General features: G+C 66.3%; 10 protein-coding genes. 8 read left to right on the top strand and 2 right to left on the bottom strand.

What is annotated here, in order from left to right:
* Positions 1–10: 10 nt before the first annotated feature.
* From ASF98_RS04795 to ASF98_RS04780, 4 genes are all read left to right on the top strand, one after another.
* Positions 11–1,216: an argininosuccinate synthase gene (locus ASF98_RS04795; RefSeq protein WP_028271904.1), complete on the top strand. Its 1,206-nt coding sequence runs from the start codon at positions 11–13 to the stop codon at positions 1,214–1,216.
* Positions 1,217–1,221: 5 nt separating this feature from the next.
* Positions 1,222–2,649, top strand: coding sequence for an argininosuccinate lyase (argH, locus tag ASF98_RS04790; protein ID WP_055798246.1), 1,428 nt, complete (start codon positions 1,222–1,224; stop codon positions 2,647–2,649).
* Between the two features lie 128 nt (positions 2,650–2,777).
* Positions 2,778–3,347: a pyridoxamine 5'-phosphate oxidase family protein gene (locus ASF98_RS04785; RefSeq protein ID WP_055798242.1), complete on the top strand. Its 570-nt coding sequence runs from the start codon at positions 2,778–2,780 to the stop codon at positions 3,345–3,347.
* Between the two features lie 31 nt (positions 3,348–3,378).
* Complete coding sequence (locus tag ASF98_RS04780) at positions 3,379–4,116, top strand: maleylpyruvate isomerase family mycothiol-dependent enzyme (protein WP_055798239.1); 738 nt, start codon at positions 3,379–3,381, stop codon at positions 4,114–4,116.
* Positions 4,117–4,194: 78 nt separating this feature from the next.
* Here ASF98_RS04780 and ASF98_RS04775 read toward each other — a convergent pair whose 3' ends face one another.
* Both ASF98_RS04775 and ASF98_RS04770 read right to left on the bottom strand, forming a co-directional pair.
* Positions 4,195–4,689 (bottom strand): methylated-DNA--[protein]-cysteine S-methyltransferase, encoded by a 495-nt coding sequence (locus tag ASF98_RS04775; protein WP_055798238.1) that lies wholly within the window; start codon positions 4,687–4,689, stop codon positions 4,195–4,197.
* Positions 4,690–4,751: 62 nt separating this feature from the next.
* Entirely contained in the window at positions 4,752–6,356 is a 1,605-nt protein-coding gene (locus ASF98_RS04770; RefSeq protein ID WP_055798235.1) for a DNA-3-methyladenine glycosylase 2 family protein, read from the bottom strand.
* Between the two features lie 95 nt (positions 6,357–6,451).
* On the opposite strand from ASF98_RS04770, the gene ASF98_RS04765 reads away from it, so the two are divergent.
* The 4 genes from ASF98_RS04765 to tyrS all read left to right on the top strand — a co-directional run bounded on the left by ASF98_RS04765 (position 6,452) and on the right by tyrS (position 11,566).
* The gene (locus ASF98_RS04765) at positions 6,452–7,129 is read left to right on the top strand and encodes a DNA-3-methyladenine glycosylase (protein WP_055798232.1); all 678 of its coding nucleotides are present in this window, start codon (positions 6,452–6,454) and stop codon (positions 7,127–7,129) included.
* 31 nt (positions 7,130–7,160) lie between these two features.
* Complete coding sequence (locus ASF98_RS04760; protein ID WP_055798229.1) at positions 7,161–7,718, top strand: adenine phosphoribosyltransferase; 558 nt, start codon at positions 7,161–7,163, stop codon at positions 7,716–7,718.
* Between the two features lie 152 nt (positions 7,719–7,870).
* Complete coding sequence (locus ASF98_RS04755; RefSeq protein ID WP_055798226.1) at positions 7,871–10,099, top strand: HelD family protein; 2,229 nt, start codon at positions 7,871–7,873, stop codon at positions 10,097–10,099.
* Positions 10,100–10,252: 153 nt separating this feature from the next.
* Positions 10,253–11,566 (top strand): tyrosine--tRNA ligase, encoded by a 1,314-nt coding sequence (gene tyrS, locus ASF98_RS04750; protein WP_055798223.1) that lies wholly within the window; start codon positions 10,253–10,255, stop codon positions 11,564–11,566.
* The last annotated feature ends 554 nt before the right edge of the window (positions 11,567–12,120 follow it).

Below are 12,120 nucleotides of genomic sequence, written 5' to 3'. Positions count from 1 at the left end.
AGCATTTGAAGTGACTGAGCGTATTGTGCTGGCCTACTCCGGTGGCCTGGATACTTCCGTAGCGATCGGCTGGATCGGTGAAGCGACCGGTGCCGAGGTGATCGCCGTCGCCGTCGACGTCGGACAGGGCGGCGAGTCGCTGGAGACCATCCGCCAGCGTGCCCTGGGCTGCGGCGCCGTCGAGGCTTACGTGGCCGACGCCAGCGACGAGTTCGCCAACGAGTACTGCATGCCCACGCTGAAGGCCAACGCGCTCTACCAGGGCCACTACCCGCTGGTTTCCGCGATCTCCCGCCCGGTGATCGTCAAGCACCTGGTCAAGGCCGCCCGCGAATTCGGCGCCACCACGGTGGCCCACGGCTGCACGGGCAAGGGCAACGACCAGGTCCGCTTCGAGGTGGGCATCCAGACCCTCGGCCCGGACCTGAAGTGCATCGCCCCGGTCCGCGACCTCGCCCTGACCCGCGACAAGGCCATCGCCTTCGCCGAGGAAAAGGGATTGCCGATCGAGACCACCAAGAAGAACCCGTACTCGATCGACCAGAACGTCTGGGGCCGCGCCGTCGAAACCGGCTACCTCGAAGACATCTGGAACGCCCCCACCAAGGACATCTACGACTACACCGCCACCCCGGAGTTCCCGCCGGCACCGGATGAAGTCACCATCTCCTTCGAAGCCGGCGTTCCGGTAGCGATCGACGGCGTCAAGGTCACCCCGCTGCAGGCCATCAAGGAACTCAACCGCCGCGCAGGCGCCCAGGGCGTGGGCCGGATCGACGTCGTCGAGGACCGCCTTGTCGGCATCAAGTCCCGCGAGATCTATGAGGCCCCCGGAGCCATGGCGCTGATCACCGCGCACAAGCACCTCGAGGACATCACGGTGGAGCGCGAGCAGGCCCGCTTCAAGGCCACGGTGGGCCAGCGCTGGGCAGAACTGGTCTACGACGGCCAGTGGTTCTCCCCGCTGAAGCGCTCCCTCGACGCCTTCATCGAAGACACCCAGAAGTACGTCTCCGGTGACATCCGCATGACCCTGCACGGCGGCCAGGCGATCGTCAACGGACGCCGCTCCGAGACCTCGCTCTACGACTTCGACCTCGCCACCTACGACACCGGCGACACCTTCGACCAGTCGATGGCACGCGGCTTCATCGAACTGTGGGGCATGTCCGCCAAGGTTGCCTCCGGCCGCGACATCCGCGTCGCAGGAAAGTAGCCCCTGTGGCTGAGCAAAAGTCCGAAGCCACCAACACGGGTGCGCTGTGGGGCGGCCGGTTCGCCGGCGGCCCCGCCGACGCCCTCGCGGCGCTGAGCAAGTCCACGCACTTCGACTGGCGGCTGGCCCGCTACGACATCGCCGGGTCCAAGGCGCACGCCCGCGTGCTGCACAAGGCCGGCCTGCTGGACGACGCCGAACTCGCGGGCATGCTCGACGCCCTGACCCGGCTGGACGACGACGTCGCCTCCGGAGCCTACCTGCCGGCGGAGTCCGATGAGGACGTGCACGGTTCGCTGGAACGCGGACTCATCGAGCGTGCCGGCACCCAGCTGGGCGGCAAGCTCCGCGCAGGCCGGTCCCGCAACGACCAGGTGGCAACCCTCGGCCGGATGTTCCTGCGTGACCACGCGCGGATCGTCGCCCGCGGCGTGCTCGCCACGATTGATGCGCTGATCGGCCAGGCCAAGGAGCACCGCGGCGTGGCCATGCCCGGCCGCACGCACCTCCAGCACGCCCAGCCGGTACTGCTCAGCCACCACCTGCTGGCGCACGCCTGGGCGCTGCTGCGTGACGTGCAGCGGCTGCAGGACTGGGACAAGCGCGCAGGGGTTTCGCCGTACGGTTCGGGAGCCCTCGCGGGCTCCTCGCTGGGCCTGGACCCGGAAGCCGTGGCAGCGGACCTGGGCTTCTTCTCAGCCACGCACAACTCGATCGACGGCACCGCCTCGCGCGACGTCTTCGCCGAGTTCGCCTGGGTTACCGCGATGATCGGGGTTGACCTCTCCCGCGTGTCGGAGGAAGTGATCCTGTGGGCAACGAAGGAGTTCTCCTTCGTCACCCTGCACGACTCCTACTCCACCGGCTCCTCGATCATGCCGCAGAAAAAGAACCCGGACGTTGCCGAGCTCGCCCGCGGCAAGGCCGGCCGGCTGATCGGCAACCTGACCGGGCTGCTGGCCACCCTGAAGGGCCTGCCGCTCGCGTACAACCGCGACCTGCAGGAGGACAAGGAGCCGGTCTTCGACGCCGCCGACACCCTGGAGCTGCTGCTCCCGGCAGTTTCCGGCATGATCGCGACGCTGAAGTTCAACACGGAGCGGATGGAGTCCCTGGCACCCCAGGGCTTTGCGCTGGCCACGGACATTGCCGAATGGCTGGTCCGCCAGGGTGTTCCGTTCCGCGAAGCGCACGAGCTCTCCGGAGCGGCGGTGAAGCAGGCCGAAAGCCGGGATGTTGAGCTGTGGGACCTGACGGACGAGGAATACGCCGCCATCTCGGAGCACCTGACGCCGGAGGTCCGTACTGTCCTGTCCACCGAAGGCTCGCTCAACAGCCGCAACTCCCAGGGCGGAACGGCGCCGGCCGCCGTCGAACGCCAGCTGCTAGCCCTCGAGGGCGAGCTCGCCGGCGTGCGGGAATACGCCGGGTAACAGCCGCACGCTCTCTCACTTGTTGCAACTATTTGGCCGACGCTCTCTCACTTTCCTTGAGAAAGTGAGAGAGCGTTGCCAATATTCATGCAATAACTGAGAGAGCGTTCTGCGTTTAGGGTGGCTGCATGAGCGAATCCTTCCGCCGGTACCTCCGCGCCCTGCCCGACTTCCCCGACGACCTGCCGGATTTTGACCCCGAGGCTGCACCGGAGGACCCGGCCGAGCTGTTCCGGCACTGGCTTGCGGAGGCGCTTGCGGCCGGGGAACTCCAGCCGCATGCGTGCAGCCTGGCCACCGTGGGAGCCAATGCCCAGCCGTCGTCCCGGATGCTGATCCTGAAAGACATTGACGACGACGGCTGGCACATCGCGACGTCCCGCACCTCGCGCAAAGGCCAGGAACTCGCGGCGACACCGAAGGCTGCACTGAATTTCTACTGGCCGCTGCAGGGCCGGCAGGTCCGCGTGGCCGGCGGCGTCGTTGAGCTGTCCGCCGAGGCGTCGGCGGCAGACTGGGCCGCCAGGCCTGCGGCGGACGGCAGCAGCAATCCGGACTGGCAGCTCTACGCCGTGCAGCCGCTCGAGATTGAGTTCTGGCAGGCCCGGCACGACCGCCGCCACGTCCGCCACCGCTACGGAGCCGGTCCGCTCGGTCCAGCCCCGGACAGCCCCGGTCAGGGTACCGGCCTGCGTTAAGGACGATTAACTGTCCGCTACGATGGCGGGTATGACCGCAATCACAACGGAAGCGCTGCTCGCCGAACTCCACAAAGCCGCCGACGTCGTTGCCTCCCAGGCCGGCAAACTCGCCGAAGAAGACGTCCCGGCATCCTCACTGCTGCCGGGCTGGACGCGGGGCCACGTGCTCGCCCACCTGGCCGGTATTTCGAACGCGATGGCCCGTCAACTGGAATTCGCCGCGCGCGGCGAAACCGTGGAACTATACGACGGCGGCCAAGAGGGCCGCACCAAGGCCATCGAAATGGCAGCCGGCCACACCCTGGCGGAACACCGGGCCGATCTGGACTCTGCGCTGGAGCGCGCCATGCGGGCCTTCGATTCCCTGGACGCAGGTGGCTGGCAGGTTCCGATTTCCTACCGCGGGGGTGTGGTGCAGGACGGCGGGTTCGCGCTCTGGCGGGAACTCGTGATCCATGCCTCGGACCTCAAGACCGGCCTCGGCCCGGAAACCTGGAGCCGGCCCTTCTGCGAGCACCTGTTCGATTTCCTGGCAGCCCGGGTGCCGGACGGGCAGCGGTTCGTGCTGCAGCCACTCGGCCTTCCGCCCGTGACCGTCGGCACCGGAAACCGGTCCACAGTCATCAACGGAATGCTGACGGACATCGCGGCCTGGCTCGCGGGGCGCGAACCTTCCCTCGGCAGCCTGCGGGCGTCTGCTGCGGCCGACGGCGTGGATCTTCCGGAGTTGCTGCCCTGGCCCTCGGGAGTTCCGAGCACCAAGTAGGTCCGATCAGCAATTGAACGGGCCGGCAAGCAAGGCGCCCGGCAGGTAATCCGGCCGGTCGCCGCCCCGGGGTTCCCGTCAGCTCTTTTCGCGTCCCAGCAGGCTTTGCTTGACGGCGAGTCCCCACCTGAATCCGCCCAGGGTTCCGTCTGTACGCACCACGCGGTGGCATGGCACGAACAGGGCCGCCGCGTTGAACGCGCAGGCACTCGCCGCCGCCCGGACGGCCCGCGGGTTTCCGGACAGCTCCGCGTATTCGGTGTAGGTGACCGGCCGTCCCGGGCTCACCGTGCGGAGGACATCCCAGGCATGGCTGCGGAAAGGCCCCGATTTCTGCAGTACGGGCACCCGCATGGCCGGTGCCGGATCGCCGGCGTAGAAAGCCGTAACGGCGTCGGAGATTTCGCCCAGGTCCAGGACAGGGACGAATTCATCCGGCAGCAGTTCGGGATGGATCTGCCCGGTCAGCTCCGCAGTCTCGGCAGTCCAGCCGGACGCCAGGACGGCACCATCGCGGGCAATGATCGTGAACGGACCGTCCGGAGTGGACATGGTCAGAAGTTCGGCTTTCATTTCTTCACTTTCCTGGGTTAAAACTACGGGGCTGAGAAATCGGCGGGGTTAACTCATTAGGGTTAAATCTGCGGTACGGCGGACAGCACCGGCGCCTGCTGCGTCTGCTGCGTCTGCCGCGTCTGCCTGGGCTTCGGGCTTATGGCGGCCGCCCGCCAGAGGTGCATGGTGGCATATGAACGCCAGGGGCTCACTTCGGTGAAGTCCGGCGTGAGCTTGCCGGGCAGCCGGCCGTCTTCCAGGCAGCCGGCGGACTCCCGGGAGCCGGCGCCCGCCGGGTCGCCGGCTCTGAGGGCGAGGATACCGTTGCGGACGGCCGCGTCATTGGCCAGGAACACGTCGGGCGCTCCGATCACGCGCATGGCGACGTATCCCACGGTCCACGGACCCATGCCTGGCAAGGGGAGGAGCTTCGATTGCAGCCCGGCGAGGTCGTCTCCATAGCCGAAGTCGAGGTCCCCTGCGGCCATGGCACCGGCGGCGGCCCGAACGGAGTCGATCCGCCGCCGGGGTCCACGCAACAGGCCAAAACCCTGGTCGGCGATCTCGGCCGCTGTGGGGAAGAGCCGGTGCAGCCCATCCGCCGGCACCAGGCTCTCGCTCCCGCAGGCGGACAGTTGGGTGAGTGCGGTCCGGGCGGCCGCGACGGTGATCTGCTGGCCGATCATGGCCCGGATCAGCAATTCCTGCGGATCCACAGCCCCGGGCATCCGCATGCCCGGGAAGGCTTTGACAGCCGGTGCCAGCCGCGGATCTGCTGCCAGTGCGCCGTCGATGGCCACCGGGTCGGCGTCGAGATCCAGGAGCCGACGGACCCGGCTCAGCAGTGACGGCAGGTCCCGGAGATCCACCGCACCGATGGTGAGGACCAAGGGCCGCCCCGGGGCGCCGGCGTCGTACGTTATGCCAAAGCGGGCGTCAGCGTGCGGGAGCCGCAGGGTCCTGGCGTAAGACGATGCGGTGCCGGCCTCGATCCCGGGAATGGCCCGGACCGCGAGGAAATCGAAGACGCCCGGATCGAACGGTTGACGGTAGGGCAGGTTCAGCGTCAGCGCCGTGGTCGCGGCCGGCGCCCGGTGGTGACTGGCGGTCCCCCGAACTGCGCTGCCCCGGACTGCCGTGCCCCGGAGCGCCGTCGGCGTCATGGCGAAGACCTCGCCGATGGTTTCATTGAACTGGCGGACGCTGCTGAACCCCGCTGCGAACGCCACGTCGGCCAGCTTCATCTGCGTGGACACCAGAAGCGTCCGGGCGGTCTGGGCCCTGCCGGCCCGCGCCAGCGATAGGGGACCGGCGCCCAGTTCGTGGGTAAGGATCCGGTTGAGCTGCCGCGACGAGTAGCCGAGCCGCGAAGCGAGCCCTTCCACGCCGTCGCGGTTGATCACGCCGTCGTTGATGAGCCGCATGGCCCGCCCCGCAATGTCGGAACGGATGTTCCATGCCGGCGTGCCCGGAACGGCCTCCGGCAGGCACCGCTTGCAGGCCCGGTACCCCGCGTCGTGGGCCGCAGCGGAGGTTTCGTAGAACGTGACGTTTTCCGCCTTCGGCGTCCTGGCCGGGCACGAGGGGCGGCAATAGATGCCGGTTGTCCGGACAGCGGTGTAGAACTGCCCGTCGAAACGGGTGTCGCGGGCATCGATTGCCCGGTAGCGCTGCCAGAAGTCCATGGCTCCATCCTGTCAGGTCCCCGCAGCGGGGGCTAGCGGAAATCGGACACGGCCGTGGGGACCCTGACGCGGCGACGCTTTGTTAAAGTCAGTGCATGAGCAGCAGCCCGCCGCGCCCCGGACACGAACACTTCGTGCGGCAAGTGCTGTCCGGTGACGCCCGGCACGTGGCGCCCCTGGTGCTTGGCGCCGTCCTGACGCATGACAGCCCGGAGGGTGCCGTTTCCGTACGGATCACCGAGGTGGAGGCTTATCTGGGCCCCCGTGACTCCCCGCACCCGGACCCCGGTTCCCACACCTTCCGCGGACAGACCGGACGCAACACACCCATGTTCGGCCCCGCCGGGCACCTTTATGTCTACTTCACCTACGGCATGCACTATTGCGCCAACATTGTTTGCGGACCGCCCGGAACGGCGTCGGCCCTGCTGCTGCGGGGCGGGGAAATAGTGGGCGGCGAGGACCTTGCCCGGGCCAGGCGCACGACGTCGAAATCCTCCAAAGACCTGGCCAGCGGGCCCGCCCGGCTCGCCACGGCACTGGGGCTGACGACGGCGGACAGCGGGCGGGACGCCCTCGGTGAGCCGTTCAGGCTGGAGCTGCCCGTGGCACGGGCACGTGAGATCAGCACCGGGCCGCGCGTGGGGGTTTCGGGTGCGGGCGGCAGCCATGCGTATCCATGGCGGTTCTGGCTGACCGGGGATCCCACGGTCTCGCGCTACAAGGCTGCGAAGGGCCGCCCGGACCGCCCTGTGGCCGCGCGCGGATCGTGAAGAATGGCGTCCACAGGCATAGGGTGGATGCGTGAATCTAAGCGAGCCGGGCCAAGCCAGACGAAACGTTCCCGTGGACCAGCTGATCAACAGCCTCTGCGCGACGGTGCCGGACTATCCCAAACCCGGAATCATCTTCAAGGACCTGACCCCGGTCTTCGCCAACGGTGCTGCCCTCCACGCCGTCGTGGACGCACTCGTGGAGCCCTTTAAGGGCCAGTTCGACGCCGTCGCCGGAGTGGAAGCACGTGGCTTCCTTCTTGCCGCCGCTGCCGCCTACGCCACCAACACCGGTGTGATTACCGTGCGCAAGGCCGGAAAGCTCCCCCGCAAGGTGATCTCGGAGGACTACGCGCTGGAGTACGGCAGCGCAACGCTGGAACTGCACACCACTGACCTCCCGGCCGGAAGCCGGGTGCTGATTCTCGACGACGTCCTTGCCACCGGCGGCACGCTCGGCGCCGCCACGCGGCTTTTTGAGCGCTGCGGAGTGCATGTTGCCGGGGTGGGCGTGGTCATGGAACTCGGCGAGCTTCGCGGCCGTTCCGCCCTGAGCGGCCACCGCGTCCGCTCGCTCATCCGGCTCTAGCGTGGGCCCGCGACGGCCGTCCAACCGGCGTTGGCGTGGACCCGGTGACCGAAGCGGGAAGCGGAAAACCGGGGAACTGAAATGTTTCAGGCGCGTTCAACAAAATGGTTGTAGAATGGACGGTCTGTCTTTTGCGATAGGGGAAAGTCTCGATGCTCGACGCTGATTTGGCCCATGAACGGGACTATGTTGCGGGACTGTATGCCCGCCTTGATGAGTTGCGCGAGGAAAAGCGCACTCAGCTAGCCCAGGTCCGCCGTGCCGGAGCCGTGGGAACAATGCAGAACGTTTCCGAACGGGACGCGTTCGCGGCCCTTTATGAGGACCGCCTGGCGCAGTTGGACGCCGTGGACGACCGGCTGGTTTTTGGCCGCCTTGACCTGGACTCAGGGGAGGCGCAGTACATCGGCCGTATCGGCCTGACGACTGATGACCTCCAGCGGCTCATGGTTGACTGGCGCGCGCCCGAAGCCGGGCATTTCTACCAGGCCACTGCCTTCGACCGCCAGGGCGTGCGCCGCCGCCGCCACCTGATTCTTCAGGGCCGCGAGGTCAAGGCCATTGAAGACGACGTCCTGGACGCCGACATGCTGGCCGACGACGAATCCCTGCAGGGGGAGGGCGCACTCCTGGCCGCCCTGAACTCCAAGCGCACCGGACGCATGTCCGACATCGTGGGCACCATCCAGTCGGAACAGGACCGGATCATCCGCTCCTCCATCTCCGGCGCCGTCGTCGTCCAGGGCGGACCCGGAACAGGCAAGACCGCCGTCGCCCTGCACCGTGCCGCGTACCTCCTGTACACGCACCGCGACCGGCTCAAGACTGCCGGTGTGCTCCTCGTGGGCCCGTCGTCGTCGTTCATGAAGTACATTGAGCGCGTCCTGCCGTCACTCGGCGAGACGGGTGTGGTCATGGCGAGCGTCGGGCGGCTCATGCCGGGCATCAATGCCGTACCGGAGCAGGAAGCGGATGTCGCGGCCGTCAAGGGACGGCTGGACATGGCCGAGGTCGTGGCCAACGCCGTGTCCAACAGGCAGCGCATCCCGGCCGAGAACCGGATCCTTGAGGTGGACGGCCGCAAGCTGGTCCTGACCCCGCGCCAGGTGCGCCGGGCACGGGAGAAGGCCCGCGCCACCCACAAGCCGCACAACGAGGCGCGCCTGACGTTCGTGAAGATCCTGCTCCGCGAGCTGACCGAACAGATGACCGAGCTCGTCGAGGCCGGCAGCATCGGCAATAACGCCGACCGCTCGTACCTCGCCGAGGACGTCCGCACTGCCCGCGACGTCCGGATCGCGCTGAACCTTTGCTGGATGCCGATGACGCCGGAGAAGCTCATCTCCGAGCTGTTCAGCAAGCCGGCCATCCTTGAAGCCTGCACGCCCCAGCTGACCGACGCTGAGCGCGCGCTGCTGGCCCGCCCGGCCGACAGTCCCTGGACCGAGGCCGATGTTCCGCTGCTGGACGAGGCCGCTGAACTTCTGGGCGAGCTTGATCCCGCAGCGGGCCGGGGCCTGGCCCAGCAGGAGCACGACCGCGCCCGGGACATCGCCAACGCCAAGCAAACGCTGGTGAACATGGAAACCGCCGGGGTGGACGTCCTGATGACGGCCGAGGAACTCGTGGACCAGAACCAGGAGCGCGAAGCGCGGCTCACCGCGGCCGAACGGGCTACCACTGACCGCACGTGGGCATTCGGGCACATTGTTGTAGACGAGGCCCAGGAACTGTCGCCGATGCAGTGGCGCCTGCTCGTCCGGCGCTGCCCGCTGAAGTCGTTCACGATTGTCGGCGACATCGCCCAGACCAGTTCCGTGGCCGGGGCCAAGTCCTGGCAAAGCGCGCTGGAGCCGATGTTCGGCGACCGCTGGCAGCTTGAGGAACTCACCGTCAACTACCGCACGCCGTCGCAGATCGCGGAGGCTGCAGCCCGGATGGCCACTGCCGCCGGACTGGTGATTTCGGCTCCCAAAGCGGTCCGGGAGGGACGCTGGTCGCCGATCATTGACCGCGTGGATGACGGGTCAGTGGTCAGCCGGCTCGTTGAGGTCCTGCCGGATGAGCTGGACGCGCTCGACGGCGGCCTGCTTGCGGTGATTGCCGACGGCGAGCTCCTCCCGCAAGCCACCTCCGCGCTGCGGGCTGCCTACGGCCGCCGCGTCGGTACCGGCGCCGGCAGCTACGAGCAGGACATCGTCGTCATCAGCCCGCGCGAGGCCAAGGGCCTGGAGTTCGACGGTGTGGTGGTGCTCGAGCCGTCCATGATGCTCAACCATGAGCACGGACGGGTGGGGGACCTCTACGTTGCCATGACCCGGCCCACCCAGCGGCTGCGGCTCATCTCCGCCGCTCCGGTACCGGCAGGCATCGAACGCTGATCCTGGCTGGTGCCTTTGGGTACTGCCTGGAACACGGCTGGCGGGAGGACCGGATCGTTCCGGCCTCCCGCCGGTCCCGCGGCACTGTCATGCAACGCTCATTTGGCTCCCGCGCAGCGCTGCGGACCGGGCAATCCTGCTAACTTAGATCACGTGTCCCAACTAAATGATCTCGAGTCCCAGCAGAACGATCCGACCTTTGCCAATATCTGGCAAGAGCTCAACTGGCGCGGCCTGGTCCACGTGTCCACTGATGAAGTGGAACTGGAAAAGCTGCTCGCCGGGGACCCGATCACCTATTACTGCGGATTCGATCCCACCGCGCCAAGCCTGCACCTGGGCAACCTCGTGCAGTTGCTCCTCATGCGCCGCATCCAGCTCGCCGGCCACAGGCCGCTGGGCCTGGTCGGCGGATCGACAGGCCTGATCGGTGACCCGCGCCCGACGGCGGAACGCACCCTGAACACCAAGGACACCGTTTCCGAATGGGTCGGGTACCTCCAGGCACAGGTCCGCCGCTTCCTCAGCTTTGAAGGCGAAAACGCGGCCAGGATGGTTAACAACCTGGACTGGACCGCGCCCCTGAGCGCCATCGACTTCCTGCGCGAGATCGGAAAGCACTTCCGGGTCGGCACCATGCTCCGCAAGGATGCCGTTGCCTCCCGCCTGAGCTCGGATGAAGGCATCAGCTACACCGAATTCAGCTACCAGATCCTGCAGGGCATGGATTACCTCCAGCTCTTCCGTGACTACGGTTGCGTGCTGGAGACCGGCGGCTCTGACCAGTGGGGCAACCTCACCAGCGGCACCGAACTCATCCGCAAGGTTGAGGGCAAGCACGTGCACGCGCTTGGCACGCCGCTCATCACCAATTCGGACGGCACCAAGTTCGGCAAGAGCGAAGGCAACGCCATCTGGCTCGATCCGGAGATGTGCAGCCCGTACGCGTTCTACCAGTTCTGGCTGAACACTGCCGACGCCGACGTTGCCGCGCGGCTGAAGGTATTCACCTTCCTGACGCGAGCCGAGATCGAAGCCCTGGAAGTTTCCATTGCCGAGCGTCCCTTTGCCCGTGAAGGCCAGCGCCGGCTTGCGTTTGAAGTGACCTCCCTGGTCCATGGGGTTGAGGCAACGGAAAAGGTCATCGCTGCTTCCGCGGCGCTTTTCGGCGGCGGGGACCTTTTGGCGCTGGACGAACGGACCCTGACGGCTGCCACCGCCGAACTGCCCTCGGCCCGTGTTGCCGCTGACGGCCTTGGCATTGTGGATCTGCTCGTGGCCTCCGGGCTCTCGGACAGTAAATCGGCCGCCCGCCGGACCGTGGGTGAAGGCGGCGCCTATGTCAACAACACCAAGGTGACCGATCCTGAGGCAGTCATTGCGGGCAGTGAACTTCTGTACGGGCGCTACCTGCTCCTGCGCCGCGGGAAGAAGAACCTGGCAACTGTGGAAGTGGCTGCTTCCTAGGGCTGACAGTTACCAAGACGTCATGTGCACGCTCCTTTCCGGCCGATTTGCGAGGCCGGGAAGGAGCGTGTATTGTTTTCTGAGTCGCCGCCGCTGAGTGGTGACAGACCCCCTACAAATAAAAAGCAATTGTTCATGCGCAAGTCGCAGAAATGAAAAATTGCTTCATATTTTGCTGGGCGGATTCACTCCACCAAGTGAACTTCGGAAGAATAGCCGGATTTGCAAAGTGGAAATGAATGAAATAAGCTAGAAACATCGCAGCGAAGAAATGATAACAAAGAATTCATCAGAATTCAAATATTTGTTTGAAAAGTATTCGAATGTGTCTGTTGTTTGAGAACTCAATAGTGTGCCAAGTTTGTTGATACCAATTTATTTATATGGATTGGTTGAATTGACTGGATCCGCCACCCCGTGGTGTGGTCTGGTTTTTACAGCTGGTTCAAATTTTGCAGCTTTTTTCTTCCGTTTTCCCGGGGGTTTTGAGTTGTGTTCGTTGGCAGCTGGCCGATCCGGTAGTCCTTCAGGTGCACCATGGCGGTGCGCCCGGC

Origin of the sequence: Arthrobacter sp. Leaf337, from assembly GCF_001423745.1 — a bacterium.
GTDB lineage: Bacteria > Actinomycetota > Actinomycetes > Actinomycetales > Micrococcaceae > Arthrobacter.
The sequence above is the reverse complement of the archived record's forward strand: the minus strand, read 5'-3'. Positions and strand labels throughout refer to the sequence as shown.

Coding starts and splice junctions, on each gene's coding strand:
- ASF98_RS04765 (WP_055798232.1), top strand. CDS start 6,452: ATGAGCAGCAGCCCGCCGCGCCCCGGACACGAACACTTCGTGCGGCAA.
- ASF98_RS04755 (WP_055798226.1), top strand. CDS start 7,871: ATGCTCGACGCTGATTTGGCCCATGAACGGGACTATGTTGCGGGACTG.
- ASF98_RS04780 (WP_055798239.1), top strand. CDS start 3,379: ATGACCGCAATCACAACGGAAGCGCTGCTCGCCGAACTCCACAAAGCC.
- ASF98_RS04775 (WP_055798238.1), bottom strand. CDS start 4,689: ATGAAAGCCGAACTTCTGACCATGTCCACTCCGGACGGTCCGTTCACG.
- ASF98_RS04785 (WP_055798242.1), top strand. CDS start 2,778: ATGAGCGAATCCTTCCGCCGGTACCTCCGCGCCCTGCCCGACTTCCCC.
- ASF98_RS04770 (WP_055798235.1), bottom strand. CDS start 6,356: ATGGACTTCTGGCAGCGCTACCGGGCAATCGATGCCCGCGACACCCGT.